The following is a 26,660-nucleotide window of genomic DNA, read 5'->3' as shown; positions in this document are numbered from 1 at the left end:
TTTTTTTTTTTGCTGAAATATTTCAACAACGGGTATGGCGCATCGAGCCTTCTGGCATAATCCGCCGCAACTCATAAACAGGTTCGTTTTTATGTTTGAAATGTTTAGTGGTTTGGGTTTGTGGTGGTCAATCGGTTTGGTATTGGCCGTTTTTTTTGTGCTGGCCTATGAATTCATCAACGGCTTTCACGATACCGCCAACGCGGTAGCAACGGTTATCTATACCAAGGCGATGCCAGCTCATATGGCGGTGGTGGCTTCCGGTCTGTTCAATTTCGCCGGTGTCATGCTGGGTGGATTGGGTGTGGCCTACGCCATCGTTCATCTGCTGCCCATCGATCTGCTGCTTGGCATGGACTCCACCCAGGGTCTGATCATGGTGTTCTCCCTGCTGTTCTCGGCCATCGTCTGGAACCTGGGAACCTGGTACTTCGGCATTCCGGCATCCAGCTCCCACACCCTGATCGGTTCCATCCTGGGAGTAGGCGGTGCCTATGCCCTGATCAGCCATCAACCCCTGAAAGAGGGTATCAACGTCGGCAAAGCCATCGACATCATGCTCTCTCTCATCATCTCTCCCACCGTGGGCTTCATCATTGCCGCCTTGCTGCTGTTCGCCATGAAGCGCGTATGGCTTGGCAGCAAGATCCACAAGACCCCGGAAGAGCGCCTGCTGGTGGACGGCAAGAAGCATCCACCGTTCTGGGCCCGTGTCACACTGATTTGTTCCGCAATGGGGGTGAGCTTCGTGCACGGCTCCAACGATGGTCAGAAAGGCATCGGTCTGGTGATGCTGGTGCTGATCTGCATGGCGCCTGCCTATTTTGCGCTGGACATGAACAGCCGCTCCTATGATCTGGACAGAACCCAGGATGCCAACCAGCGCATCATGGAGATCTACCAGCGTAACCAGGATCAGGTCTCCCATCTGGTGAACTTCAGTATCCCTGCCAAAGCCCAGGAGGAGCTGATGAGCCACTGTGCGGCAGGGGAGGCCCTGCAGGCCATGGCGACCCTCGACAAGCGTCTGGGCCAAGTGCGCACCTACGAGGAGATGAATCTGGTGGATCGCCGCGAAGTGCGTCGCCTGCTGCTGTGCATCGACGACACTGCCCGCAAGGTCTCCAAATTGCCGCTGCCGGCCAAGGAGTTGACCGATCTTGCCAAATGGCGCAAGGATCTGACCGCCACGGCCGAATATGCGCCGACCTGGGTCATCGTGTCCATCGCGCTGGCGCTCGGTTGCGGCACCATGGTGGGCTGGCGTCGTATCGTCTACACGGTAGGGGAGAAGATTGGTTCCTCCGGCATGACCTACAGCCAGGGCATTGCAGCCCAGATCACGGCCGCCGCGTCCATCGGGATTGCGAGTCTGACCGGGATGCCGGTGTCCACCACCCACATTCTCTCCTCCGCGGTGGCGGGGACCATGGTGGCCAACAAGTCCGGCCTGCAGAGCCAGACCATCAAGACCATTCTGCTGGCCTGGGTGCTGACGTTGCCGCTCACCATGCTGCTCTCCGGCGGTCTCTTCCTGCTGAACAACCATCTCTTTGGCGGATAAGCGCGACAGTCATTGGAAATGAAACAAGGGCCTTCGGGCCCTTTTTTGTTGCCTGGTGAATATCACGTCATGCGGCAATAGTTCAATGAGTAATAGCTATATGCCATCAGACAAGAAGTTGAATGACATTATCTATCACCTCTTTAGCTTCTCTACATCCCTCAACCACTCGTTGTGCACAGTGAGGGGAACCTGCCTGTGTGACGCCTTGTTACGAGCCGACCCTTGCACGTGAAGCTGAAGGGAGGGCGTTCAACGGGTCTATGATCCTCACCAGAAATGATGAGAGTGAAGAGCGCCACAGGTCGCCCTATGTCTGGCATTCCCGTTCAACTTGGGCTGTCTCAGCCACCACTGAACACACCGACTGTGAACCAAAGGGGGAACGCTGCCAGACTGTTTGCCAATGGCATCATATGCTGTCAACGCACGGACCTTATCGACAAACCAGAGCATGTCGTGGTGCGTTGACAGAGATGAATCCTCTGTCTGGTGCGTTATTCACGTCTTGCTTGGACTGTGTGTGTGATCGCTGAACATCGGGAAAGCGGCGGATATCGAACGGGCAGGGGGGGAGAGCAAGGCGATGTCAGCCCCAAAAAAGAGACAAAAAAAGAGCCACACATTGTGTGGCTCTTTATTCAGACTAACGAGTCTGCTCAGGGGCGACCGGCCGGGCTGGTTGCCACGTTGCTGGCAGCGGTGCTGCCACCGTGGCGACCGGAGGTCACGACTTCGCTGCGTACCAGGGGAGCGTACTCCACGGGTTCACGGGGTGTCGGGGCAGGCGCCGCAGCCGGCGTTGCCATGGGGGCATAGGCCTTGCGGGCACGGGCCAATACACCGGCACCCTTGCTGACCTTCACTTCGGGGCTGGTTGCTGGCTCGGTTTGCACCACGGCAGCCGGCATCTCGACAACCTCCGCCTCGGCGGTGGCCGTCTCCTCAGCGATCACGACAGGTGCCGCTTCAGCAACCGGTGCAACCTCTTCTGGGATGGCCTCCACTTGCTGGGTCTGCTCGACAGCATCGATCACGGCGACAGGTTCGTCATGAGAGGCGGTGTCGACGATAGGTTCGACCATCTCGGGTTCGACAACTGCCACTTCGGCCACGGGTTCAGGGTCTGCTTGCGCAGCCCGCTCAACTTCGTCAGTGGAGGGCGCGTCCACAGCCTGGGCTGTCAGTGCTTGCTCTGCCGCTTCCTCAGCAACGGCTTCAGCCACCACGTGTTCGGTCAGTGCGGCGGAGGCCTGCAGGGCGGCTGCAACCGCTTCTGCGCTCGGAATGGTGATGACAGGCACAACCGGTTCTTCCACCTTCACCTGAGCCGCATCGGCCTGGGCCGCGGTAGTCAGCTGCACTTCACCTTGTGCTTCGTCTTCACGCTGGCCACGAGCCTCTTCGTTGATGCGCTTGCGACGTTGCCCTTCGATGCGCTGATTGCGCGGGGTACGGCGGGAACGACGCTGACCTTCGCCTTGCTCTTCTTGCTGCTCAGCGGCGGCTTGCACGTCGGCGACATCGATGATTTGCTCGTCAGTCGGCAGGGCAGGGGTGTCGGTCGCGGCGACATCGACACGGATCTGCTTGCGCAGTTGGCGACGTTCGCGGCGCTCGGCCACTTTTTGCTCTTTTTCCTGACGCGGTTCAGCGCTGGTGACCGCAGTATCAACGGTATCAACCGCCTCGACGATCACCTCGGCACGGGGTTCGCGGGGGGCGCGAGGTTCACGAGCCGGACGCGGGGCACGAGGTTCGCGCTCCTGGCGGGGTTCGCGAGGCTCACGCTCCATGCGCTGTTCGGTGCGCACTTCGCCACGGGGTTCCCGTTCCTGGCGCGGTTCCCGCTCTTTGCGCGGGCGACGATTACGATCACTGCTCTCGCGGCTGGCTGCGCCTTCACGCTTCTCGCCGGCCTCGGCATTGCGACTGCCGCGGTTGTCGTCGCGACGACCACGTTGACCACGGCTGCGGGATTCATCGCGCTGGTGACGGTGCCCGTCATCCTTGCGAGCTTCGCGCTGGGCGGCCGGTTTGTCGGCAGGCGCCTTCACCTCGGCCGGAGCCGCATCGGAGGAGGCACCGAACAGGCCGGAGAAGGCCTTGGCCAGCTTGCCAAAGAAGCCGACTTGTTCTGCAACCGGAGCGGGAGTCGCAACAGGAGCCGGAGCGGCGGGCGCAACCGGCTGAGGAGCCGGGGCAAACCCTTGCAGCAGCGGTTGTTCACGCTCGACTACCTGAGCCTGGCGCGGCTGATAGACCGGCTTGGCAATCTCGGTTTTGAGCTCGTAGCTGGCCGCTTCCGGGATCTCGTTCTGACGGATGCGGGTCACTTCGTAGTGCGGGGTTTCCAGATGCTGGTTCGGAATGATGTAGACACGTACATCATTGCGCTGTTCCAGATTGGCGATGGAGGTACGCTTCTCGTTGAGCAGATAGGCGGCCACATCGACCGGCACCTGGGCATGCACCTGCTCGGTATTGTCCTTCATGGCCTCTTCTTCGATGAGACGCAGGATGGACAGGGCGAGGGATTCATTGTCACGGATGACCCCCTGACCCTGGCAACGGGGGCAGATATGGCTGCTGGACTCGTTGAGGGAGGGACGCAGACGCTGGCGAGACATCTCCAGCAGACCGAAACGGGAGATACGGCCCAGCTGGATGCGGGCACGATCCTGATGCACAGCTTCACGCAGACGGTTTTCCACTTCGCGCTGATTGCGAACCGGGGTCATGTCGATGAAGTCGATGACAATCAGGCCACCCAGGTCACGCAGGCGCAGCTGGCGGGCGATCTCGTCGGCCGCTTCCAGGTTGGTCTGCAGGGCGGTCTCTTCGATATCGCCGCCCTTGGTGGCGCGGGAGGAGTTGATATCGATGGAGGTCAGTGCTTCAGTCGGGTCGATGACGATGCTGCCGCCGGAGGGCAGGCGCACTTCGCGCTGGAAGGCCGATTCGATCTGGCTCTCGATCTGGAAGTGGTTGAACAGGGCGACATCGCCCTTGTACAGCTTCACGCGATTGAGGAAATCGGGGCGGACCAGCTCGATATGCGACTTGGCGCGCTCGAAGATGACCGGGTTGTCGATCAGGATCTCGCCCACATCGCGACGCAGATAGTCACGGATGGCGCGCACGATGACGTTGCTCTCCTGGTGAATGAGCACCGGAGCGGAACGTTGTTGTGACGCCTTGTGGATGGAGTCCCAGTGATTGAGCAGAACGTTCAGATCCCACTCCAGCTCTTCCGGGGACTTGCCCACACCGGCAGTGCGCACGATGAGGCCCATGCCGTCCGGCACGGTCAGTCCGCTCAGGGCTTCCTTCAGCTCGGTCCGCTCGTCACCCTCGATGCGACGGGAGATGCCGCCGGCACGGGGGTTGTTCGGCATCAGCACCAGGTAGCTGCCAGCCAGACTGATGAAGGTGGTGAGGGCTGCACCCTTGGTACCACGCTCTTCCTTGTCGATCTGGACAATCACTTCCTGGCCTTCGCGGACCACTTCTTTGATATTGGGACGACCCTGATAGGAGTAACCGGAGGGGAAGTAATTGCGGGCGATTTCCTTTAACGGCAGGAAACCGTGGCGTTCGGCGCCATAGTCAACAAAAGCAGCTTCGAGACTGGGTTCTACTCGGGTGATCTTGCCCTTGTAAATGTTCGCTTTTTTCTGCTCGTGTCCCGGACTTTCAATATCCAAATCGTAGAGCTGTTGTCCGTCAACCAGCGCTACGCGCAACTCTTCTTCCTGAGTCGCGTTGATTAGCATTCTTTTCATTGAGTTCTCATTATTTTGTCATTTTGATTCCTCCACTGGGTCCTGCCGGCGCCGGCCTCGGGTCTTCAGCATGCTGGGGCAACCTCCCGGTTGGGGTATGCATGAGGCGCAAACTAAGGGCACTCTGGTTCAGCCTTCTCGAGAGGGCGTGAATTAAGGATACCGATGTGGAGACAATTTACGTCGGCTCTGTTTGTGTTCTCCATGCGTTGTACCTCGCACCCGGGAACCGTCATGTTCTTGTATACACGGTGTTTCGGGATTGGGTGGCATACATTTTGGCCACTTAGTACAAGGCTTGAACACAATGACAAAACCTTGTTTATTATCCCATTTAAACCACTTTTATAGCAAGACGCCATTTTTTAACAAAGCATGCAGCCAAGGGCTGTCGGCGGTGTTAAAATCCGCGCCATGACACAGATACATCAACAAGTGCAGCTGCTCACCATCGAAGCTGAGCATGACGGGCAGCGCATCGACAATTTTCTCAAGACTCAGTTAAAGGGCGTCCCCAAGAGCCTGATTTATCGCATCCTTCGAAAAGGGGAGGTGCGGGTCAACAAGAAGCGCATCAAACCGGAATACAAGCTTTGTGCCGGTGACGAGGTGCGGGTGCCCCCCGTGCGTGTGGCCGAGAAGAATGAGTTGCCTTCTGCCAACCTCGGCAGCATCCAGCGTCTGGAGAGCCAGATCCTGTTTGAAGACGACGCCATGATAGTGCTCAACAAGCCGTCCGGCATGGCAGTGCACGGCGGCAGCGGCCTCAGTTTTGGCGTCATCGAAGGGCTGCGTGCCCTGCGCCCCGAAGCCCGTTTCCTCGAACTGGTGCACCGGCTGGATCGCGACACCTCCGGCGTACTGCTGGTTGCCAAGAAGCGCAGTGCTCTGCGCAGCCTGCACGAGCAGCTGCGGGTCAAGACCATGCGCAAGCAGTATCTGGCGCTGGTGCGCGGCCAGTGGCAACCCCACGTCAAGGTGGTCAATGCGCCACTTCGCAAAAATGATCTGCAATCCGGCGAGCGGGTGGTACGGGTCAGCAGCGATGGCAAGCCCTCCGAGACCCGGTTCCGGATTGCACGTCAGTTTGCCGAGGCGACCCTGGTCGAGTGCAGCCCCATCACTGGCCGTACTCACCAGATCCGTGTCCACACCCAGCACGCCGGCCATCCCATCGCCTGCGATGACAAATATGGTGAGGCCGGTTTTGATGAAAAGATGCGAGGGCAGGGGCTAAAGCGTCTGTTCCTGCACGCCTGGAAGCTCACCTTTACTCATCCGGTGGATGATCGGGAGATCCAGGTGGAAGCACCATTGTCACCGGAACTTGAGGCGTTTCTCGCCAAGCTGCCACGCTGACAGCCATGAAAAATGGGAGCCTTGGCTCCCGTTTTTCATGGCAGAGTTCTTGTTATGGCAGAGCCAGGCCGTGGCGACCCAGGAGATCAACCAAGCCTATCAGGGGAAGACCGACAAGGGTATTGGGATCGCGCCCCTCCAGCGCCTTGAACAAGACGATGCCCATTCCCTCGCATTTGAAGCTGCCGGCACAATCCAGAGGACGTTCGACCTCCACATAGCGACGGATAGCGGCTTCGTCGAGCGAGCGAAAATGCACGGTGAAAGGCTCGACGAGCTGCTCGGCATGGCCATTCGCAGCATTGATCACGCACAGCCCGGTGTAAAAGATGACGCGCTTGCCTTGGGCCTGCAGCAACTGCTCGACCGCCTTTTCCGCCGTGCCGGGCTTGCCGAGGATCTGCCCGTCACAGACGCACACCTGATCTGAACCGATGATCAATCCTTGATCACGATCAGCAGCAACCGCACTCGCCTTGGCAAACGCCAATCTGCTGACCAGGGCTTCCGCGGTCTCTCCGTGTCGCGCTGTCTCATCGACTTGAGGCGCAGCACAGTGAAATGGCTGACCGAGTTTTTCCAGCAAGGTCTTGCGGTAGGACGAGGTGGACGCGAGGATCAAGGAAGGCTGCATGTTTTGATGATATCCATTTATAAATCAATTGGTTGATTCTATCTGTGCAGATGGGGCCACGCAAACAGGAGATGTCTAGAGCGGGACTCGCCTAATTAGCGGGAAGCATGCATGCTGATGGAACCACAGCACAAACACAAGAGATCGGAATTGAGCGTGATGACACGATATGCGGCCTTGGTCATGGCACTGATCTCCTTCGCCAGCTGGGCAGGAACATGGCAACTTCGTCAGGGGGATGAGGGGGTGATGCTTTGGACCCAGCCACATCCTCCGACCTCTTTTCAGGCCTTACGTCTGGAGATGCGCGTGAATGCCGATCCTGGCACGCTGATAACGGTGCTGCGCAACACGGCGCGCCATGAAGAGTGGTTGCCCCAGAGCCGTGAAGTCAGGGTGCTGGCCAGATCTGGTCCCGACGATGATCTGGTCTATACCCGCCTGGCGTCTCCCTGGCCGGTGCAAGACAGGGAGCTCATCACCCGCTCCCATTTGAGTCGACGCATCGATTGCGGCCTGACTCTCGAGGTGTGGGCAGAGCCGAATGCCCTGCCATTGCATGCAGGGCTGTTCCGGATCCAGGAAAGCGCCGGACGGTGGGAGGCGCTACCCCAACGGGATGGCAGCACACTCGTTCGGCTCGAAACCTATACCAACCCGGGCAACAACTTGCCGGGCTGGCTGGTCAATCCCATTGCCATCAAGGCTGCCGTGGGCAGTTTCAAAGCCATACGCCGACTGATGGAAGCCGAGCCCAGAGTGGCTGCGACATCAGGCCTGCTGGGGAGCGACCCGCGCTGTTCTGCCACCTGATGAGACACCAAGGAGCACATCCGGTGGACAGACAGGGGAGGGGAACAGGATCCTGTGCTAGATCCTGCACGATATGGCATAATCGGCCACCGATGAGCACAAGTTCCTCTTGCAGGGGCCTGTGAAGGTAAAATCATCGGCGGTAAGGACTTTTTCCTTTGACTATCCCTTGTTGGACCTATAATATTCGCGCCCTATGCAAAAGGTGAAGTTGCCCGTTAAGGTTGATCCAGTCCGTAATGCCTTGAAGCTACTCGATTATGTCGGGATAGTGGAAAAGTCGCAGATGCCCAGGCTGGAGGAATCAACCGAAGGCTTGCGAAGTGATGTGGATGTCACACTGCACTTTGGCAAAGATGTCCAGAAGTTGACCGTTATGAAAGGCACTGCCCATGCCAAGGTCGACCTGGTTTGCCAGCGTTGTGGTGAGACGTTTGAACACCTTTGTGAAGCTAGTTTTATTTACACTCCGCTGTTCGAAAGAACAAACGAGGAAGAACTGCCGGAAGCTTATGAGCCCATTGAGTTGGACGAAAACGGCGAGATAGATCTTCATCAAATCCTGGAGGATGAACTCATCCTCTCGTTGCCTCAAGTAGCCATGCATCCGGTGGATGTGTGTCCCAGAGGAAACATGGAGATGACCTGGGGTGAAATCGAACCTGCTGATGAGCGGCCGAATCCCTTTGCAGTTCTTGAAGCGCTCAAACGTAAGTGAATTTTAGGAGTTAGCCTACCATGGCCGTACAACAGAACCGTAAAACCCGCGCCAAGCGTGGCATGCGTCGTTCCCACGATGCGCTGACCACCGCTGCCCTGACTGTTGATCAGACCAGTGGCGAAATTCATCGTCGTCACCACGTGACTGCCGATGGTTTCTACCGCGGTAAAAAGGTAATCGCTTAAGGATTGCCTTTGTCTACGCAAACTGTCGCGCTAGACATAATGGGGGGAGATATCGGCCCCTCGGAAACAGTGCCTGCCGCCGTGCAGGCACTGTCTCTTCTACCCCAGCTAAAACTTGTTCTGGTCGGTGATCAACACCAGACTGCCCCTCTTCTGCAGCAACATGGCCTGCTTAATCACCCTCGCGTTCGTCTCGTGCATGCCTCCCAGGTCGTGGGCATGGGCGAAAAGCCTATCGTGGCGCTACGTACCCTGAAAGACTCCTCCATGCGCGTGACCCTGGATCTGGTCAAGAGCGGCGCTGCCGATGCCTGTGTCAGTGCAGGCAACACCGGTGCCTTGATGGCCATGGCCAAGTGCGTGCTCAAATCCTTGCCCGGTGTTGACCGGCCAGCCCTCATCAAGGCGCTGCCCACATTGAGTGGAAAGCGGACCGTGATGCTGGATCTGGGTGCGAACGTGAGCTGCGATGCCGACACCCTGCTGCAATTTGCCGTGATGGGCGCCGTAGTCGCAGAGAAGGTGGAGGGGATACCTTCACCCAGAGTGGCACTGCTCAACGTAGGGGAGGAGGAGATCAAGGGCAACGACCTGGTGCGCCACAGCGCCGAGTTGCTGCGCCAATGCTCCGCCCTGAATTTTGTCGGTTTCATTGAGGGGGACAGGATCTTCAGCGGCGAGTGCGACGTGATCGTCTGCGACGGTTTCGTGGGCAACGTGGCGCTCAAGACCGCGGAGGGGGTGGTGCGGATGATGGCCGAACTGGCCGGATATCCGCGCAAAAAACGCAGTTTTCTTGGTCGACTCGCCGGATTTATGTTCAAACGGCGTTTCTCTTACCTGAACCCCGACCAGTATAATGGCGCGAGTCTGTTAGGATTGCGCGGCATTGTGGTAAAAAGCCATGGGCGGGCCGAGCGCCGCGCTCTGTGTCATGCGATTCTGCTGGCCGCACAAGAAGCCAGACATCAACTTCCATTGCAAATTGCAGATCGCCTTGAATCTGTCTTTTCCGACAGGGATTTATAAAACTCTATGCATAGCAAAATTCTGGGTACTGGCAGTTATCTGCCGAGTTCGGTTCGTACCAACGCCGATCTTGAACAGATGGTTGAAACCAGTGACGAATGGATCGTGGAACGCACCGGGATCCGTGAACGCCGTATCGCCGGAGCCGACGAAACCGTCGCGACTCTTTCTCATCAGGCGGCCTTGCGTGCGCTTGATGCGGCAGGTCTGACTGCCGCCGATCTGGACATGATAGTGCTGGCCACTACCAGCGCAGAGAATGCCTTCCCAGCTGCTGCCTGTGAACTGCAGGGGCTGCTTGACGTACCGGGGATCCCGGCGTTTGACGTAGCCGCCGCCTGTGCCGGCTTTACATATGCTCTCGCCATCGCCGATCAGTTCGTCAAATCCGGCGCTGCTCGCCACGTGCTGGTTGTCGGTGCGGACGTGCTGTCACGCATGTGCGATCCCGAAGATCGCGGCACCATCATCCTGTTTGGTGACGGGGCAGGGGCCGTGGTCATCGGTGCCAGCGACACTCCTGGGATCCTCTCCACCCATCTGCATGCCGATGGCCGTTATGGCGAGCTGCTCAAACTGCCGCAGCCCCGTCGCGGCATGCCGGGTGCTGAGCTCGAAGCCTACATGTACATGAAGGGCAACGATGTCTTCAAGGTGGCGGTGACACGCCTTAGCGAGATCGTGACCGAAACCCTGGCTGCGGCCAACGTCGAGCCGAGCGAGCTGGACTGGCTGGTGCCCCATCAAGCCAACTTCCGCATCATCAATGCCACCGCCAAGAAACTCGGCATGGGGCTCGACAAGGTGATCCTGACCCTGGATCGTCATGGCAATACCTCCGCGGCCTCCGTGCCCATCGCCTTCGATGAAGGGGTGCGCGATGGTCGCATCAAACCCGGCCAGCTGGTCCTGCTGGAAGCCTTCGGCGGCGGTTTTGCCTGGGGCTCTGCGCTGGTTCGCCTCTGATACCGAGCGGTGCCCGGTCCTCGGGCGCCCGCTTACCGAATTCGTCTTACCTTAAAGGAATCAATGATGACCCGATTTGCCATTGCCTTCCCGGGACAAGGCTCCCAGAGCGTCGGCATGCTGGCCGAGCTGGCCGAGCAACACGCCGTGATTAAAGAGACCTTCGCCGAGGCGAGCCAGGTGCTGGGTTATGACCTGTTTGCCCTGGTGATGGCAGGCCCGGCCGAGGATCTCAACAAAACCTGGCGTACCCAGCCAGCGCTGTTGACCGCCTCCGTCGCGCTGTGGCGCCTGTGGCAACAACAAGGCGGGGTAACCCCTGCCGTGATGGCCGGCCACAGCCTGGGGGAATACTCCGCCCTGGTGTGCAGCGGCGCGCTGGCGTTTGCCGATGCCGTCAAACTGGTCGAGCTGCGTGGTTTGGCCATGCAGGAAGCCGTACCGGAAGGCACTGGCGCCATGGCTGCCATCATCGGTCTGGACAACGAAAGCATCGCTGCCAACTGTGAGAAAGCGGCCCAGGGGCAGGTGGTCTCTCCGGTCAACTTCAACTCTCCGGGCCAGGTGGTCATCGCCGGCCACAAAGAGGCGGTCGAGCGTGCCAACGTGCTGATGAAAGAGTCAGGCGCCAAGCGTGCCCTGCCGCTGCCGGTCTCCGTGCCCTCCCACTGTGCCCTGATGAAACCGGCCGCAGAAAAGCTGGCCGCCGCCCTGGATGGGATCGAGATCAAGGTTCCTGCCATCGCCGTCATCAATAATGTCGACGTTTCCTGTGAGCAGGATCCGGCCGCCATCAAGCAAGCCCTGGTGCGTCAGCTGTTCAGCCCGGTTCGCTGGACTGAAACGGTAGAGCGCATGGCCAACGACGGTGTTACCCTCGAAATCGAGATGGGCCCGGGCAAGGTATTGACCGGCCTGGCCAAGCGCATCGATGCGCGAGTGGAAGGTATTCACGCCAACGACGCCGCCTCGTTCGAGCTGGCGCTGGCCCAGATCAAGTAAACAGGAGCAAGTCATGAGTTTTACCGATAAGGTTGTGTTGGTCACTGGCGCCAGCCGTGGCATTGGTCGTGCGATTGCGGAGATGTTTGCTGCTCGTGGCGCCAAAGTCGTGGGGACCGCGACCAGCGAGAGCGGTGCCGAGGCGATCAGTGCTTACCTGGGTGAGCAAGGCTGCGGCATGGCACTGAACGTGACCAGTCAGGAATCTATCGAAACCGTCTTCGCCGCCATCAAGGCGCGTTTTGGCGACATCGACATCCTGATCAACAACGCCGGCATCACCCGCGACAACCTGCTGATGCGGATGAAGGATGACGAGTGGAACGAGATCATCGACACCAATCTCACCTCCCTGTACCGTCTGAGCAAGCCGGTATTGCGTGCCATGATGAAAAAACGTAACGGTCGCATCATCAGCATCGGTTCCGTAGTCGGCACCATGGGCAACGCCGGTCAGGTCAACTATGCTGCTGCCAAGGCGGGTCTGGTTGGCTTTACCAAGTCGCTGGCCCGTGAAGTGGCATCTCGTGGCATCACGGTGAATGCGGTTGCTCCCGGTTTCATCGAGACCGACATGACCAAGGCGCTCAATGAAGAGCAGCGCGCCGGCATCATGAATCAGGTGCCTGCTGCACGTTTGGGCGATCCGAAAGAAATTGCTGCCGCTGTGGTATTCTTGGCATCGGATGATGCCGCCTATATTACCGGCGAAACCCTGCATGTTAATGGCGGGATGTACATGGTGTAATCAATTTGTCGTGAGTTCTGTTCAAATTTGCGATAATACGCCGAAGTTTGGCGAATTTCGTGGTTTGACCAGCGGCAAGTCACTTGCAAACTCACGTCAATTGAATACACTACCCCAACCAGACGCAATAGCGTATTTTTAAAGGAAAATTCAGGTCATGAGCAACATCGAAGAACGCGTAAAGAAAATCATCATCGAACAACTGGGTGTTAAAGAAGAAGACGTGAAGAACGCTGCCTCCTTCGTCGACGACCTGGGCGCTGACTCTTTGGATACCGTTGAACTGGTAATGGCGCTGGAAGAAGAATTCGATACCGAAATTCCTGATGAAGAAGCCGAGAAGATCACCACTGTTCAAGCGGCTATCGACTACATCACCGCTAATCAGGAATAAGTTCCTGTTCTGAAAGAAGCGGCCCAAGGGCCGCTTCTTTTATGTTTACCCCTTTCAAAACACCTCTCGGAGACTACCTCAGTGTCAAAACGCAGAGTCGTGGTGACCGGCTTGGGGATGCTTTCCCCGGTAGGCAACACTGCCGAATCCAGCTGGCAAGCCCTGCTCAACGGGCAGAGCGGCATTTCCCTCATCGACCACTTTGATGCAAGCGAGTTCGCAACCCGTTTCGCAGGCCTGGTCAAGGATTTCGACCCCGAAGAGTTCGGCATCAACCGCAAAGAAGCCCGCAAGATGGATCTCTTCATCCAGTATGGCGTGGCGGCGGGTGTTCAGGCCCTGGAAGATTCCGGCCTGGTCATCAGCGAAGAGAACGCGGAGCGGGTAGGCGTTGCCATCGGCTCCGGTATCGGCGGTCTGGGTCTGATTGAGCAGAACCACAGCAGCCTCATCAATGGCGGCCCCCGCAAGCTGAGCCCCTTCTTCGTTCCGTCCACCATCATCAATATGGTGTCCGGTCATCTTTCCATCATGAAAGGCATGCAGGGCCCGAACATCGCCGTGACTACCGCCTGTACCACGGGTACCCATGCCATCGGCATGGCTGGCCGGATGATCGCCTATGGCGATGCGGACGTGATGGTCGCCGGTGGTGCCGAGAAAGCCTCCACCCCCATGGGCATGGGCGGCTTTGCCGCTGCCAAGGCGCTCTCCACCCGTAATGACGAACCGCAGAAGGCGAGCCGCCCCTGGGACAAGGATCGCGACGGTTTCGTACTGGGCGATGGTGCCGGCGTGTTGGTGCTGGAAGAGTATGAACATGCCAAGGCCCGCGGCGCCAAGATCTATGCCGAGCTGGTCGGCTTTGGCATGAGTGGGGATGCCTATCACATGACGGCCCCTCCCTCGGACGGCGATGGTGGCGCACGCGCCATGAAAAACGCCATCAAGGATGCTGGCATTGCACCCGAGCAGATCGGTTACATCAATGCCCACGGTACCTCCACCCCCCTTGGGGATGTGGCAGAGCTGCGCGGCATGAAGAAGGTGTTTGGTGAACATGCCAGCGCCCTGATGGTCAGCTCCACCAAGTCCATGACAGGCCACCTGTTGGGTGCGGCTGGCGCCATCGAGGCGATCATCACCGTGCTCTCTCTGCGTGATCAGATGGTGCCTCCCACCATCAACCTGGACAACCCGGATGATGAGTGCGACCTGGATCTGGTGCCGCATGTTGCCAAGGCCGGCAGCTTCGATTATGCCCTCTCCAATTCCTTCGGTTTTGGCGGCACCAATGGCTCCCTGATCTTCAAACGCGTATAATTCGCTCTGGGCGAATGATAAGGCCCGATACGGCAGTATCGGGCCTTTTTTATCGGAGGGATCCCCTTGCTGATTAATGGAATACCCACAGAAACACTGTCAGCCAGGGATCGTGGGCTGGCATACGGTGATGGTCATTTCACCACCATGCTGGTGAGGGAAGGGAAGGTGCTCTGGTGGCAGGACCATCTGGCCCGGCTGCAACATGCCAACGCCCGGCTTGGCTTTGGCGATCACTCCTGGGACCTGCTTGCCGACGAGGCGGCGCAGCTGGCTTCTGGGCAGACACAGGCTGTCGTCAAGATAATGCTGACCCGGGGCGCCGGTGGGCGGGGATATGACGGCGCAGGCTGTGACACGCCCACTCGCATCGTCTCTTTGGCACCTTATCCTGAGCATTATCATGATTGGCAGCAAACCGGCATCAATGCCCTGGTATGCCAGCAGCAGCTTGGGGACAGTCCCATGCTCGCCGGTCTCAAGACGCTGGGGCGCCTCGAACAAGTGATGCTGAAGCGCGAACTTGCTGCGCGTGGCGGGGTCGAAGGTATAGTCTTGAACAGCCGGGGATTTCTGGTAGAAGGGGTCAGCGCCAATCTGTTTTGGCGTCGCGGCAGGACGGTGTTCACACCGGATCTCACCCGCGCCGGGATCGATGGCATCATGCGCAAGCGCGTGATGACGATGCTTAAACAGATGGGCATTGAACTGCGTGTCGTAGAGGCTCCATTGGAGTCACTCTGGCAGGCGGAAGAGGTCTGGCTGACCAATACCCTGATGGGTATAGTCCCGGTCACCCGCATCGGGGATATGCACTATCCCAGCCCGGTATTGATCCGCTGTTTACAGGAGCGCTTGGTCATTGAAGTTTAATCGGCTTTACACCCTGCTCGCGGGGGCGGCACTCTCTGTCGCCGTTGCCGGAGGGTACGTGTATCACAAGTGGCAACAGGTGGAGACGCTCACCAACAAGGGGCCAACCCGCCTCTTTACCGTCGAAAAAGGCGCCCATGCGGCGCGCCTGATTGCCGAACTGGGAGAGGGGGAAACCAGCCCCTGGGCGGTGCGCCTCTGGTTGCGCGGTCATCCCGAACTGGTGGCCATCAAGTCCGGCACCTATGAAATCAAGGAAGGGGCGCCGCTCAAGGAGACTCTCTCTCTCTTTGCTTCCGGCAAGGAGTTTCACTTCAGCCTGACCTTTGTCGAAGGGTCCCGTTTTGAGGATTGGCTGAAGCAACTTTCCAGCGCCCCCTATCTGGAGCGCCTGACTCTGGAGCAGAGCGAAACCGAGCTGGCTCAGGAACTCGGCATCGAAAATGGCAAGCTGGAGGGGTGGTTCCTGCCGGAAACCTACGCCTATACCACTCATGCCAGCGATCTTTCCATCCTGCGCCGTGCCTATCAGGACATGAAAACGTTCCTGGAGGCTTCCTGGGAGAAGCGTCAGGCCAATCTGCCCTACAAGACACCCTATGAGGCGCTCATCATGGCCTCCATCATCGAAAAAGAGACGGGCCAACCGGATGAACGAGCCCAGATTGCCTCTGTGTTCGTCAACCGTCTACGCCTTGGCATGAAATTGCAGACCGACCCTACCGTCATCTACGGGGTGAAGGAGAGGTACGATGGCAACATTCGCCGCAGCGATTTGACCGACGTGAACCCCTACAACACCTATGTGATCGACGGTCTGCCTCCGACGCCCATCGCCATGCCGGGCAAGGCCTCCATCGAAGCGGCGCTCAACCCCAAATCGACCGACTATCTCTACTTCGTTGCCAAGGGGGGCGGTGCCCACTACTTCTCCAAGACCCTCGATGAACACAATCGGGCGGTGCGTGAATACATATTGAAGAAACCCTAATGTCTAAATTTATCGTGATTGAAGGATTGGAAGGGGCAGGGAAGAGCTCTGCGGTGCGCTATGTGACCGACTATCTGCAAGCCCACGGAGTGGCGCGGATCGAGTGCACCCGGGAACCGGGCGGCACGCCGCTGGCGGAACGAATGCGGGCCATTGTCAAGGAAGTGCACGACGAGCGCCTGACTGTCGAGGCCGAGCTGCTGTTGATGTACGCCTCCCGGGTGCAACTGGTGGAGACCCGGATCAAGCCGGCCCTGGCAGACGGCATCTGGGTAGTGGGCGATCGCCATGATCTCTCCTCCCAGGCCTATCAGGGGGGGGGCCGCGGCATCGATGCGAACCTCATCGGCGCCATCAAACGGGCGGTCCTCGGGGATTTCAAGCCGGATCTGACCCTTTATCTCGACATTGATCCTGCCATCGGCCTGCAGCGGGCCCGCCATCGCGGCGAGCTGGACAGGATTGAGCTGGAGCAGATCGGCTTCTTTGAACGTACCCGCCAGCGTTACCTCGAGTTGGCGGCCGCCGATGATTCCATCCAGGTCATCGATGCCGGATTGCCCCCGGCGCAAGTCAAAGCCGCCATCGAGGCAGCCCTTGAGCATTATCTGGCAAGCGAGGGGCTATGTATCCCTGGCTGATCCCGGATTGGCATGCCCTGAGCGAGACGGCCCGGGCCGGACGGCTCGGCCACGCCTGGTTGCTGCTCGGGGATCCCGGGCTTGGCAAGGAGCAGCTTGCAGAGCGACTGGCGCGACTGCACCTGTGTCAGCATCCACAACGAGGTGAGCCCTGCGGTCAGTGCCACTCCTGCCAGCTTTTTGAGAAGAGGCATCACCCGGATCTTGGCACCCTGGGGCCCGAGGGCAAGACCATAGGTGTCGAAGCCATCCGGGAAATTTGCAGCCGCCTCCAGAGCACGTCCCAGCTCGGTCGCGGCAAGGTGGTGATCATTCAAGAGGCGGAGCGCATGACGGAGTCTGCCGCCAATGCTTTGCTGAAGACGCTGGAAGAGCCGGCTGGCGACAGTCTGTTGCTGCTCATCGCATCCCGGGTATCTCGCCTGCTCCCCACCATCTTGAGCCGTTGTCACAAACATGTCTGCCAGCTCCCCTCTGAGGGGGAGACCCTTGCCTGGCTCGCCGAGCAGGGCCATCAGGCCACCCAGGCCCAGGTGCGGATCTGCCAGGGGGCGCCGCTGCGGGTGCTGAGCTACATCGAAGCACAGCAAGATGATGCCAGACGGGCATTGCTCGACGGATTTGTCTCGCTGGCATCGGCCCCCACCCGTGCGGCGAATGTCTGCGCCCAGTTGGCCGAGGATACTCAGGTCCGGCTGCACTGGTTGCAGCTCTTCTTGTGCGATGCCCTCAAGCTTCAGGCTGGCTGCGGCCATCATCAACTGGCAATGCCGGATCTTGCATCACTCAGCCAGCAACTGGCAGAAAGACACTCCAGCGAACGGCTCCTGGAAGCTGAACAGCAGCTGGTTGTGCTGAAGGAGGCTTGTCAGCCAGGGCAGCTTTCCAATCCCACCATCCATTTGATGAACTGGCTCAATCGCTGGTTATAAACAAGGTTGTCTATGTTACTCGTTGATTCCCATTGTCATCTCGATCGCTTGAGTTATGGCTCCAAGCAGACCGACATGGCCGATGTACTGGCCAAGGCGGCGCAGCAGAGCGTGGGATATTTTCTCTGCGTGAGTGTGACCCAGGCCCAGTTCCCGACCATGATGGAGGCCATCGCCCCCCATCCCCAGGTGTTTGCCTCCTGCGGTGTTCACCCGCTCAATCAGGATCCCGGGGTGGATGCTGCCTTGCTGCTGACTCAGGCGGCCGATGAGAAAGTGGTGGCCATCGGCGAAACCGGGCTCGACTACTTCTATTCACCGGAAAACAAGGATGTACAGCAAGCCTCTTTCCGCGAACATATCCGGGTAGCCCGGGCACTGAACAAACCGCTCATCATCCACACCCGGGATGCCCAGGAAGACACGCTGCGGATCATGCGAGAGGAGAGGGCCGAACAGGTGGGCGGAGTGCTGCACTGCTTCACCGAGTCCCTCGAAATGGCCGAGGCCGCGATGGCAATGGGGTTCTATATTTCCATCTCGGGGATAGCCACCTTCAAGAACGCCTCAGCCCTGCAGGCAGTGGTCAAGGCGTTGCCCCTGGAGCGACTGCTGGTTGAAACCGACTCTCCCTATCTGGCACCGGTTCCGCACCGGGGGAGGGAGAACGAGCCGGCCTTTGTTCGCGACGTTGCCCAATTTATCGCGGATCTTCGCCAGATTCCGCTCGCTGAATTGGCGGAGGCCACCAGCCACAATTTCTTCGAATTGTTCAAGTTGGCAAAGCGATAACAGACAACGCCCCGCATAGCGGGGCGTTTTACTATGACAATCTGCACTATCACGATCCATCCAAAAACAATCATGCCAAGTTGTTATCTCTCACTTTATGTGGTGGGTGCTGACGAGATCAAATCGCCAGCACCTGATAAAACGGAGCAGGGGTGACAGAGTGCTTGAGGAATAAATGAGGGAGCTGATATGGGTTAAAAGCACTCTTCATAAGTATCGATAATATTCATTATCGATACTTGATAGATCTGGAAGATCCTGTAAGATCCACCGAAACTCCGCTTTAAATCATAGAGTTAAGTGAACTACCCACGCCTTCAAAACCCAGTTCAGCAATCCTTGCAGAGCGTCTTCGATCCTCAGCTGAACAGCCGGGCAAGACGCTTTCTGCGCAGCGCCAAAGCCGACTCCACCCTCAATGCCTATCAGGCAGATACCCGCATCTTTGTCTCCTGGTGCCAACTCCACGGGCTGGATCCCTTGCAGACAACACACCACGACATCATGAATTTTCTGGCGGATCAGGCCGATGGCATCCTGGCCAACTGGGTCTGGCTGGACAAGGAAGAAGGAAAGGGGGAACTTCGCAACGGGGAACCTCGCAAACCGGCCACCCTGGTAAGACGGCTTGCCGGCATTCGTTATGCCTTCAAGCAGAAGGGGATCCACCCCATGCCGACCGAGCATGCGGAGATCAAGGAGATGATGCGGGGCATAGTACGGCTCGGTGATAACCGCAAACGCAAAACGGGGGCGCTGACCCTGAAACCATTGGCCTGCGTGCTGGACGAGATAGACACCAGCAACCTGGCTGGGCTTCGGGATTACACCCTGTTGCTCCTGATGTTCAGTGGCGCCTTGCGTCGATCGGAAGCGGCCAGGATCGAGGTGAATGACGTGCAGTTTGTGGGGCAGGGGATACGCCTTTGTCTCAAACCAAGCAAACATCAGCTCCATGAATCGGAGATAGCACTCATTCCAGGAACCCGGTATTGCCCGGTCTCTGCACTGCAACAATGGCTGAAAAAAAGCCGGATTGCTGAGGGCCCCCTGTTTCGTCGAATGAATCGCTGGGGACAGCTGATGACAGACCCCCTGGGGCCACAAGGTATCAACTTGATGATCAAGCGGCGAACCGGCCAGGCCATCGACGATCTCCATGTCAGTGGCCACAGTTTGCGGCGGGGGTTCATCACCTCTGCGGTAACGGCGGGCAAACCGATGAACAAGATCATCGAGGTGACCCGACACAAGGACATGCGCACCTTGCAGGAATATTTCGACGATGCACACAAGTTCTCGGATCACGCCCTGGATGGGTTGTTATAGCAAACCGCGCCACTGACTTTTTTATGTTAAATGATATCCTGTTGATCTGGTGGTATATTCATGTCGTCCTCCACAGACATCATGACGGTGGGGGAGTCGTAATCCGATTTACTTTCGTAGAAGATGCCAACGAAAAATGAGAGATAACATTCACGATATAGACATGTCGGAAGGTCACGATAGCCAGGAATTGAAGAAAATCGCCGCGCAAGAGAACGCCGAACGGCAGCGCCAGCACGTGAAGCGCAAGCAGGAAACCCACAGCCGGTTGCAATGCTGGATAAGCAATCGTCATGCAGAGCGGTTGGCCATGCTGGGGCAACAACTGGAAGACAGTCAGGCCTCCATCATCGAGCAGGCAATCGATCTGCTCTATCAGCACGAACTGCAACAAACGACCAACGCGCAGCAGAGCGATGTCCCCGAGTCGGCAGACATGCTCGAATAGACGATGCTATCGTGCCGTGCCGGTGTGATTGAAAAAGAAGACAAAAAAAGCCAGGTACGAATTCCTTGTACCTGGCATAGGGGAATTGGCTCCTTGCAGAGCCGTGCGCTAACTGGTATGCGGATAGCCTTAAGCTTAGACAAGGCTCTAGGCATTTCAAGAACCGGATAAAAGTTCAACCAGAGTGGGGGTTTTTCAGACTCGAACAGGCGCTATTTTTGCTCGAGCGACCCCACTCTCACGCATTGAACAGGTTGTTGTCCCGTACCAGCTCCCGGGGCAGGGCATTCTTGATGCGACTCCCCACCCATTTCCCCATGCCGAGCGGGTGCCCCTGGTAACGAACGATCACTTCCCCAGTCCCGGCATCCTGCTCTGGCCAGACATCTCGTCCCATCATGAATTCACGGGCATTGGCGGCATCCAGCTCGACGCATCCCTTGCTCGCCTCATGGCCGTAAGCCAGAGCCCATTCATGGGTCAATCGATATCCCTTCTTGAAGGTTTCAGCCAGCTTGATGCCGATGCGATCGAAACGCAGCTTCCCCTGTACCTGCTCGAAGGCGTGAGGGAAGAGCCAGATCTCGTCATTGCGGCCAAACAGTTGGCCATGGGGCACGATGCCAAAATTCCCTTCAATCTCCCGCAACATGGGGCCGGCCTCTTTCTCTGGCAGCGGCGAGAAGGGGAACTTGCCGAGCTTGCCCGGTTTGAACATGGTGTTGGGCACGGAGTGATGCTTGCGCAACCGGGCGACGAAAAAGCCTTCACTGTCGAAGATCTGGGGCCACACATGCAGGTATCCCTCCGGCGTACAGGCTTTCTCCGCTCCCGGAAAGAGATCGGCCAACGAGTCAAAGCTGAAGGCATCGCCGAACTTCTTTTGCAACGACTGACAGACGGCCTGATTCTCTTGCAGGCTCAGGGTGCAGGTGGAGTAGACCAGCACGCCGCCGGGTTTGAGGGCGTGAAAAGCGCTCTCCAGCAGGCCACGCTGCACCGAGGCGATCTCCTCGATGCTCTCCAGGCTCCAGTTGCGCAGTGCGTCTTCATCTTTTCGCACCGTCCCCTCGCCGGAGCAGGGGGCGTCGAGCAGGATGGCGTCGAAGGTTTCCGGCAGCCATTGGCCAAAGACCTTGGCATCGAAATGGGTCATACCGACGTTGGTCACACCGCAGCGCTGGATATTGGCGCTCAGCACTTTCAGCCTGCTGCTGGAAAACTCGTTGGCGATCAGCATGCCGCGGTTCTCCATCAGCGCCGCGATCTGGGTAGTCTTGGAGCCAGGGGCGGCGGCCGCGTCCAGCAACATGCCATCCCCTCGGGTTTGCTCACTGGCAAAGAGCGCCGTCACCGGCAACATGGAGCTCGCTTCCTGGATGTAGAAGAGGCCGCACAGATGCTCGGCCGTGTTGCCAAGGGGAATGCTCTCATCGCTGCGGGTGAGCCAGAAGCCGGCTTTACACCAGGGCACGGGATCCAGCTGCCAGCCAAGCGGCGCCATGCGGGCGACAAACTCGGATACCGGGATCTTGAGGGTGTTGACCCGGATGCTGCGCCGCAGCGGCTGCCGGCAACTCGCCACGAATGCCTCCATGGAGAGATGGGATGGCATGAACTCCGCAATGTGACGCAGGAAGTGATCGGGGAGGTAGGTGTTGTCGTGCACGGCGCAATCTCGCTGACCCAAAATGAGGGGCGACATCTTACCACAGTGCGCGGCCCTTCTTGATGGGGGAGTCCATGAGGCCATAAAAAAACCGGCACAAGGCCGGTTTTTGACGAACAGGGGAATAACTCAGGGCAAGATGCGGGGGCTCCACTCCAGCCACTCTTTCTCTGCCTTGGCATGAAGCGGATAACGATGGCCCGCCTTGACGGTCGCGCCCATTTCCCGCTCCGGCGTATTGAAGGCAATCCCGCCTGCCAGCAGGCTTTGCACCGTTTCGACCTCGATGGTGCCACCGGTCAGCCCGATATCGGCCTTGACCCCGGAGACATTCCAGAAGCGGCTATTGGCGCGTATCAGATGGGCGTACTGTCCATCCACATTCACATCGATCAGTACCTCACTGCCATCCCGGGCCAGGGTCACGCCGGTGACGCTGCCCACCACCATCTTGCGAAACAGCAGGGGGCTGCCCACGCTGATGCCATCGACGGAGGGGCTCTTGAGGGTCAGGGCAAGACCGGCGGGGCCACTCTGGCTCAAGGGGAAGGTCTCCTTGCCAGCCCCCCGGCCCGGTGTCGCCTCCACAAAGGCCCCCTTGATCAGGGTATCGAGGTGGGCAACCCCCCCCAGCCCGACCTTGGCCTGCACCAGGGCATAGCGTGCCCCGGATTGCAGGAAACGCGCGGCATATTGCTCATTCAGTTCGGCCTTGAAGCTTACCTGGCCCAGGGTCGGGTCCAGTTCCACCTGCTCTACTTTGCCGATGTCCACTCCGCGATAGCGGATGGGGCTGCCAACCCCGAGACCCGGGTTGTGATCCGCCGTGAGCGTGAGGGTACGCACCTGGGAGCTTGCCTGCTCCTTGCTGTCAAAGAGCTGATGACTGCTGCGACCTGTCCCCAGCTTGTCGAATTCGATGGCACCACGCAGCAGGGTGGCGAGGTTCCCCATCTTGACCTGCACGCCATCGAGCCGGATCTTGCCGTCGATGGCGGCCTTCTTCCAGAACTGGGGTTGCTGCTTGAGCAAAGGAGCATAGATGGCATCGATCTCCAGGGTGATGGCCACACCGCGATCATCGGCATCCAGCGCCTTGACCTTGCCCGCTTCCAGTCCCAGGTAGAGGACGGGGGAGCCCACACCGATACCATCAGCCTGAGCGGCACGCAGCGTCCAGCTGACCGCTTTGGCATGGCGGCTCCCAAGCAGGGCTAGCTCCTGGCTGGGGTAGAGTCGGCTAATCCTGTCACCCTTCGCAGCCTGTACCAGCTTGATGCCCCCCGCCAACCAGGCACTGGCCGGGCTGGTCTCCACCTTGATACCGCTGAGGTCCGCCTCCACCTGCAAGGGGGCGGCGCGATAGAAGCGAGCCCGTTGCAGCAGATGGCGATAACGCTCGTTCACCAGCAACTCGACACTGGCATTGCCGCCGGCATCCAGGGTCAGTGCCCCGAGCTGACCTATCTGTAACCCCTTGAACCAGAGCGGAGCCCCTTCGCTCAAACCGGCGAGATCCTCTGCCTGCAGGGTCAGCTTGATGCCGCCGCGCTGTGCCTGGCTCTCCAGGGTCATGGTGTTGACCCGTTTACCGGGTTCATAGTCCAGGCGAATGGCGGGCCCGGCCAGCAGGCGATCCGCGTGCTTGATCCCGGCAGGGGAGAGAGAGACCGTCTCCCACACCAGACGACTCTTGCCGGTCACCCGGAACGCCTGTTCGGGGTTGATGAGGGCCGTCACGCTCCGTCCCTGTTCGGTGAGGCGAATAGGGTCGACTCGTCCAATCTCGATGCCCTCATAGAGGATGGGCATCCCTTCCTTGATGGGCAGAGTCCCAGCCTGGATGGTGATGCGCTCACCCCGGGCGGCCTCGGCCAGCCCCTTGTAGAGGATGAAGTTGACCCCCTTTTGCGCCACGGGAGAATCCTTGGGGGAGTCAAACGCAATGCCACCGCTCAGGATGGAGGTGAGGCTGCCCGCCTCCACGCTGACGCCAGCCAGGCTGAAGGAGCCCTTGATGCCGCTGATGTTCCAGAAGCGAGTATCCGCCTTGACGAGGTGCTCGAAGCGCGGCTCGATCACCAGATCCAGGATCACGTTCTGGTTCTCTTCCCCAAGACGGGTGTTGATGACACTGCCCACCTCCAGCCCGCGGAAATAGATCTTGGCGCCGATGCCCACCGACCCCAGAGAATCGGCTGTCAGGTGCAGGGTGCGCCCTTGGGCCTGATAACCGGGGGGAGGGCCATCCAGGGCATCGAACTCATCCTCCAGCGGGTTGTTCTCCCGTCCGGGTTGCAGGTTGATGTAGTTGCCGGACACCAGGGTGTCCAGGCCGGAGATCTCGGTCAGTGACGCCTTGGGACTCACCAGCCAGAAGTCGGAGCCCTTGCGTATGAGGGAGCGGGCACGGCTGTCCACCTTGGCCAGCACCGCAATCTTGCGACCATCCTGTGCCAGTTCCAGCTCCTGGACCACGCCGATGGCGACCCCCTGATAGCGCAACTGGGTCTTGCCCGGCAAGATACCGTTGCCCTGGGCAAAGTTGATGCGAATGAGTTGACCACTGCTCGTCCACTGCTGGTAGAGAAAGCCTCCCGCCAGCAAGAGGGCGATGAAGGGCAGCAACCAGACCGGGGATAACCAGCGGTGCTTCTCAATGACGGGCTCAGCCCCGACCATACCGACTCCTTACATTGGCTGTGATGCACAGCACGTTCGACACAAAAAACATTAACGGGCCGCCTTGTCCCACAACAGGCGGGTATCGAGCATCCTGGCCGACATCATGGTGAGCACCACCACGCCGGCGAATGCCGTCGCCCCGGGGCCGGCACGCACGTTGAGCAGCACGCCGCGATCCACCAGGGCCACCATCAGCGAGATGACGAACAGGTCCAGCATGGACCAGCGTCCGATGAAATCGATGATGCGGTACATGACGAGCTGGCGTTTGCGGCGCACCGGCTTGCTGCGCTGCAACTGCCAGCAGATCCAGCCAAGACCCAGGATCTTGCCGATGGGCACAATGATGCTCGCGGTCAGTACTATGGTGGCGATGCCGGACATCTTGCTGCGATAGAGCGCCATGATACCGCTGAAAATGGTATCGGACTGCAATAATCCCTTGTTGTAGAAGTGGGTGATGGGCAGCAGGTTTGCAGGCAATAACATGAAGGTGGCCAGCGCCAGCAGGCCCCATGACCAGGCGAGGGAATGGGGAATGCGCATCTGCAAGGGAGTGTGACAACGAGGGCAGCTCATGCCGTGTTGATGGCGCACCAGCAACCCGCAGGTATGGCAGCGGCAAAGCCCCAGTTCACGGGCGCTGATCGGGGACATGGTCCGGCTCCCGGGAGGCATGTTGCAGCGGAATCCGCTCCCAGTAAGGGGCAGGGTCAAAGAGGATCAGCAGCGTCATGTTGAGCAGCATCAGACAACCCAGGCTCAGCAGACCGCCTCCCAGGCGCACGTCGGCGATGTCGATAAGCTTGAACAGGGCGACCAGCAGGCTGACGATGTACACCTCCAGCATGGCCCAGTGACGAAATACCTCGACCGCTTTGAGGGTCCACGCCAGCAGATGCCAGCGCTTGGCCAGGCCGGAGGCGAGGGCAAAGATCCCGAGCAGCAGCCCTGTCGGTGCCAGCACGGCGCACCAGAGCACCAGTGTTGCCACCCAGAGCTCGCTCTCGGCATACAGCATCATAATCCCCTTGATCAGGTTGGCGTCCGAGTTCACGCCCGCCAGACGAAGATAGATCAAAGGCTCAAAAAACGCGGAAGGCAGCAACAGGAATCCGGTGATGGTCAGCGCCATCAACTGGGAAGGGCGAAAGGCATAGCGCCCATACAGATGCTGATGACAGCGGGGGCAATGGGCGTGACGGCGCAGCGGCAGCAACTTGCGTTCGATCAGCAAGTCACAGGCCGGACAGACAATCACCGAGTGCGGATCCGACATACGATTCAACCTGTTGAAGGAATTGATGAAATTTACCTTAAAACGCCTGCCCTGTCTTGCCGCGCTGCACACCCCCCTTTGAAAAGGCTATGTCCCAATTACGTGTTGCATGGGGCGCCCCAGCGCCTCATGCAAGCAACGTGGTACATTCACTTCCCGCCCGTAGCGCTCCAACATCCTTCGCCAACCCAGATAATTTCTCAGATAGTGGGTCGCTACCCCATGGAACCGCTCCATCCACTCTTTCAACCGACGGTGATATCCGTTTACATGCTGGATATGGTACGCGCCAACCACACGCTCGCCTTGGCGATTGCGCACGACCTGATGGGTCACTCCCTGCGCTTTGCTGCACCCCGGCGCCGTCGCTACACAACACCGCATCTGACGAGACAAGGGGTGTCAAAACAGCTATCACCGTCTCGGCATTCATTTTCTCCAACTGAAAATCCGCATGGTGACCAGCCCGGTCCTGAACCACCATCACCGGGATGTAAT

The 26,660-nt window shown here is 58.8% G+C and carries 24 protein-coding genes and 1 pseudogene; 18 read left to right on the top strand and 7 right to left on the bottom strand.

The features are described from left to right. Positions 1 to 91: 91 nt before the first annotated feature. Positions 92 to 1,564, top strand: a complete 1,473-nt coding sequence (locus MUW49_RS13405; RefSeq protein WP_113979290.1) for an inorganic phosphate transporter — start codon at positions 92 to 94, stop codon at positions 1,562 to 1,564. 659 nt (positions 1,565 to 2,223) lie between these two features. Here MUW49_RS13405 and rne read toward each other — a convergent pair. Next, positions 2,224 to 5,349, bottom strand: coding sequence for a ribonuclease E (gene rne, locus MUW49_RS13400; RefSeq protein ID WP_113978919.1), 3,126 nt, complete (start codon positions 5,347 to 5,349; stop codon positions 2,224 to 2,226). A gap of 414 nt (positions 5,350 to 5,763) precedes the next feature. Here rne and rluC point away from each other — a divergent pair, with 414 nt between their 5' ends. Further along, complete coding sequence (rluC, locus tag MUW49_RS13395) at positions 5,764 to 6,708, top strand: 23S rRNA pseudouridine(955/2504/2580) synthase RluC (RefSeq protein WP_204509413.1); 945 nt, start codon at positions 5,764 to 5,766, stop codon at positions 6,706 to 6,708. Between the two features lie 52 nt (positions 6,709 to 6,760). On the opposite strand, the gene MUW49_RS13390 is transcribed toward rluC, so the two are convergent. Then, positions 6,761 to 7,342: a nucleoside triphosphate pyrophosphatase gene (locus MUW49_RS13390; RefSeq protein ID WP_113978916.1), complete on the bottom strand. Its 582-nt coding sequence runs from the start codon at positions 7,340 to 7,342 to the stop codon at positions 6,761 to 6,763. A gap of 117 nt (positions 7,343 to 7,459) precedes the next feature. Between MUW49_RS13390 and MUW49_RS13385 the strand changes: the two genes are divergently transcribed. The 16 genes from MUW49_RS13385 to MUW49_RS13310 all read left to right on the top strand — a co-directional run bounded on the left by MUW49_RS13385 (position 7,460) and on the right by MUW49_RS13310 (position 20,529). Beyond that, the gene (locus MUW49_RS13385; protein WP_327786590.1) at positions 7,460 to 8,155 is read left to right on the top strand and encodes an START domain-containing protein; all 696 of its coding nucleotides are present in this window, start codon (positions 7,460 to 7,462) and stop codon (positions 8,153 to 8,155) included. Between the two features lie 196 nt (positions 8,156 to 8,351). Next, positions 8,352 to 8,873 (top strand): 23S rRNA accumulation protein YceD, encoded by a 522-nt coding sequence (yceD, locus tag MUW49_RS13380; RefSeq protein ID WP_029314532.1) that lies wholly within the window; start codon positions 8,352 to 8,354, stop codon positions 8,871 to 8,873. A gap of 20 nt (positions 8,874 to 8,893) precedes the next feature. After that, a complete protein-coding gene (rpmF, locus tag MUW49_RS13375; RefSeq protein ID WP_005300935.1) occupies positions 8,894 to 9,061 on the top strand; it encodes a 50S ribosomal protein L32 in 168 nt (55 codons plus the stop codon). Between the two features lie 9 nt (positions 9,062 to 9,070). Further along, positions 9,071 to 10,090 carry a phosphate acyltransferase PlsX gene (gene plsX / locus MUW49_RS13370; protein WP_045524864.1) on the top strand — a complete coding sequence of 340 codons (1,020 nt, stop codon included), beginning with the start codon at positions 9,071 to 9,073 and terminating at the stop codon, positions 10,088 to 10,090. A 6-nt stretch (positions 10,091 to 10,096) separates the two neighbouring features. Beyond that, positions 10,097 to 11,056 carry a beta-ketoacyl-ACP synthase III gene (locus MUW49_RS13365; RefSeq protein WP_010674740.1) on the top strand — a complete coding sequence of 320 codons (960 nt, stop codon included), beginning with the start codon at positions 10,097 to 10,099 and terminating at the stop codon, positions 11,054 to 11,056. Positions 11,057 to 11,122: 66 nt separating this feature from the next. Beyond that, positions 11,123 to 12,058, top strand: coding sequence for an ACP S-malonyltransferase (gene fabD / locus MUW49_RS13360; protein WP_113978915.1), 936 nt, complete (start codon positions 11,123 to 11,125; stop codon positions 12,056 to 12,058). A 13-nt stretch (positions 12,059 to 12,071) separates the two neighbouring features. After that, complete coding sequence (gene fabG, locus MUW49_RS13355; RefSeq protein ID WP_010674742.1) at positions 12,072 to 12,806, top strand: 3-oxoacyl-ACP reductase FabG; 735 nt, start codon at positions 12,072 to 12,074, stop codon at positions 12,804 to 12,806. A gap of 157 nt (positions 12,807 to 12,963) precedes the next feature. After that, positions 12,964 to 13,200, top strand: a complete 237-nt coding sequence (gene acpP, locus MUW49_RS13350; RefSeq protein ID WP_005300909.1) for an acyl carrier protein — start codon at positions 12,964 to 12,966, stop codon at positions 13,198 to 13,200. An 81-nt stretch (positions 13,201 to 13,281) separates the two neighbouring features. Then, the gene (gene fabF, locus MUW49_RS13345) at positions 13,282 to 14,523 is read left to right on the top strand and encodes a beta-ketoacyl-ACP synthase II (protein WP_244812881.1); all 1,242 of its coding nucleotides are present in this window, start codon (positions 13,282 to 13,284) and stop codon (positions 14,521 to 14,523) included. A 66-nt stretch (positions 14,524 to 14,589) separates the two neighbouring features. Further along, positions 14,590 to 15,396 carry an aminodeoxychorismate lyase gene (pabC, locus tag MUW49_RS13340; protein ID WP_244812880.1) on the top strand — a complete coding sequence of 269 codons (807 nt, stop codon included), beginning with the start codon at positions 14,590 to 14,592 and terminating at the stop codon, positions 15,394 to 15,396. Continuing rightward, the gene (gene mltG, locus MUW49_RS13335; RefSeq protein ID WP_029314535.1) at positions 15,386 to 16,387 is read left to right on the top strand and encodes an endolytic transglycosylase MltG; all 1,002 of its coding nucleotides are present in this window, start codon (positions 15,386 to 15,388) and stop codon (positions 16,385 to 16,387) included. Before pabC ends, mltG begins: the two co-directional genes overlap by 11 nt. Beyond that, a complete protein-coding gene (gene tmk, locus MUW49_RS13330) occupies positions 16,387 to 17,028 on the top strand; it encodes a dTMP kinase (RefSeq protein WP_042017643.1) in 642 nt (213 codons plus the stop codon). Before mltG ends, tmk begins: the two co-directional genes overlap by 1 nt. Then, positions 17,013 to 17,960 (top strand): DNA polymerase III subunit delta', encoded by a 948-nt coding sequence (holB, locus tag MUW49_RS13325; protein ID WP_048207693.1) that lies wholly within the window; start codon positions 17,013 to 17,015, stop codon positions 17,958 to 17,960. The genes tmk and holB overlap by 16 nt, the downstream gene beginning before the upstream one ends. Positions 17,961 to 17,972: 12 nt before the next feature. Next, on the top strand, positions 17,973 to 18,752 hold the full coding sequence (locus tag MUW49_RS13320) for a YchF/TatD family DNA exonuclease (protein ID WP_161469912.1): 780 nt from the start codon (positions 17,973 to 17,975) through the stop codon (positions 18,750 to 18,752). 300 nt (positions 18,753 to 19,052) lie between these two features. Then, on the top strand, positions 19,053 to 20,081 hold the full coding sequence (locus MUW49_RS13315; RefSeq protein WP_039041163.1) for a tyrosine-type recombinase/integrase: 1,029 nt from the start codon (positions 19,053 to 19,055) through the stop codon (positions 20,079 to 20,081). Between the two features lie 163 nt (positions 20,082 to 20,244). Further along, the gene (locus MUW49_RS13310) at positions 20,245 to 20,529 is read left to right on the top strand and encodes a RepB family protein (RefSeq protein WP_052815320.1); all 285 of its coding nucleotides are present in this window, start codon (positions 20,245 to 20,247) and stop codon (positions 20,527 to 20,529) included. A gap of 238 nt (positions 20,530 to 20,767) precedes the next feature. Here MUW49_RS13310 and rsmF read toward each other — a convergent pair whose 3' ends face one another. The 5 genes and pseudogenes from rsmF to MUW49_RS13285 all read right to left on the bottom strand — a co-directional run. Further along, entirely contained in the window at positions 20,768 to 22,198 is a 1,431-nt protein-coding gene (gene rsmF / locus MUW49_RS13305; protein WP_052815329.1) for a 16S rRNA (cytosine(1407)-C(5))-methyltransferase RsmF, read from the bottom strand. Positions 22,199 to 22,327: 129 nt separating this feature from the next. Then, complete coding sequence (locus MUW49_RS13300) at positions 22,328 to 24,880, bottom strand: MlaD family protein (RefSeq protein ID WP_113978011.1); 2,553 nt, start codon at positions 24,878 to 24,880, stop codon at positions 22,328 to 22,330. Between the two features lie 51 nt (positions 24,881 to 24,931). Continuing rightward, the gene (locus MUW49_RS13295; RefSeq protein ID WP_010674753.1) at positions 24,932 to 25,540 is read right to left on the bottom strand and encodes a paraquat-inducible protein A; all 609 of its coding nucleotides are present in this window, start codon (positions 25,538 to 25,540) and stop codon (positions 24,932 to 24,934) included. Beyond that, on the bottom strand, positions 25,518 to 26,162 hold the full coding sequence (locus tag MUW49_RS13290; RefSeq protein ID WP_010674754.1) for a paraquat-inducible protein A: 645 nt from the start codon (positions 26,160 to 26,162) through the stop codon (positions 25,518 to 25,520). The genes MUW49_RS13295 and MUW49_RS13290 overlap by 23 nt, the downstream gene beginning before the upstream one ends. A gap of 87 nt (positions 26,163 to 26,249) precedes the next feature. Continuing rightward, positions 26,250 to 26,660: pseudogene (locus MUW49_RS13285) on the bottom strand (IS1595 family transposase); the annotation flags it as partial.

Origin of the sequence: Aeromonas sp. LsrichE-8G, assembly GCF_022869435.1 — a bacterium.
GTDB classification, from domain to species: domain Bacteria; phylum Pseudomonadota; class Gammaproteobacteria; order Enterobacterales; family Aeromonadaceae; genus Aeromonas; species Aeromonas caviae.
This window is presented reverse-complemented; position numbering and strand designations above follow the sequence as displayed.

Coding starts and splice junctions, on each gene's coding strand:
- MUW49_RS13405 (WP_113979290.1), top strand. CDS start 92: ATGTTTGAAATGTTTAGTGGTTTGGGTTTGTGGTGGTCAATCGGTTTG.
- rne (WP_113978919.1), bottom strand. CDS start 5,349: ATGAAAAGAATGCTAATCAACGCGACTCAGGAAGAAGAGTTGCGCGTA.
- rluC (WP_204509413.1), top strand. CDS start 5,764: ATGACACAGATACATCAACAAGTGCAGCTGCTCACCATCGAAGCTGAG.
- MUW49_RS13390 (WP_113978916.1), bottom strand. CDS start 7,342: ATGCAGCCTTCCTTGATCCTCGCGTCCACCTCGTCCTACCGCAAGACC.
- MUW49_RS13385 (WP_327786590.1), top strand. CDS start 7,460: ATGGAACCACAGCACAAACACAAGAGATCGGAATTGAGCGTGATGACA.
- yceD (WP_029314532.1), top strand. CDS start 8,352: ATGCAAAAGGTGAAGTTGCCCGTTAAGGTTGATCCAGTCCGTAATGCC.
- rpmF (WP_005300935.1), top strand. CDS start 8,894: ATGGCCGTACAACAGAACCGTAAAACCCGCGCCAAGCGTGGCATGCGT.
- MUW49_RS13365 (WP_010674740.1), top strand. CDS start 10,097: ATGCATAGCAAAATTCTGGGTACTGGCAGTTATCTGCCGAGTTCGGTT.
- fabD (WP_113978915.1), top strand. CDS start 11,123: ATGACCCGATTTGCCATTGCCTTCCCGGGACAAGGCTCCCAGAGCGTC.
- fabG (WP_010674742.1), top strand. CDS start 12,072: ATGAGTTTTACCGATAAGGTTGTGTTGGTCACTGGCGCCAGCCGTGGC.
- acpP (WP_005300909.1), top strand. CDS start 12,964: ATGAGCAACATCGAAGAACGCGTAAAGAAAATCATCATCGAACAACTG.
- tmk (WP_042017643.1), top strand. CDS start 16,387: ATGTCTAAATTTATCGTGATTGAAGGATTGGAAGGGGCAGGGAAGAGC.
- holB (WP_048207693.1), top strand. CDS start 17,013: ATGTATCCCTGGCTGATCCCGGATTGGCATGCCCTGAGCGAGACGGCC.
- MUW49_RS13320 (WP_161469912.1), top strand. CDS start 17,973: ATGTTACTCGTTGATTCCCATTGTCATCTCGATCGCTTGAGTTATGGC.
- MUW49_RS13310 (WP_052815320.1), top strand. CDS start 20,245: ATGTCGGAAGGTCACGATAGCCAGGAATTGAAGAAAATCGCCGCGCAA.
- MUW49_RS13300 (WP_113978011.1), bottom strand. CDS start 24,880: ATGGTCGGGGCTGAGCCCGTCATTGAGAAGCACCGCTGGTTATCCCCG.
- MUW49_RS13295 (WP_010674753.1), bottom strand. CDS start 25,540: ATGTCCCCGATCAGCGCCCGTGAACTGGGGCTTTGCCGCTGCCATACC.
- MUW49_RS13290 (WP_010674754.1), bottom strand. CDS start 26,162: ATGTCGGATCCGCACTCGGTGATTGTCTGTCCGGCCTGTGACTTGCTG.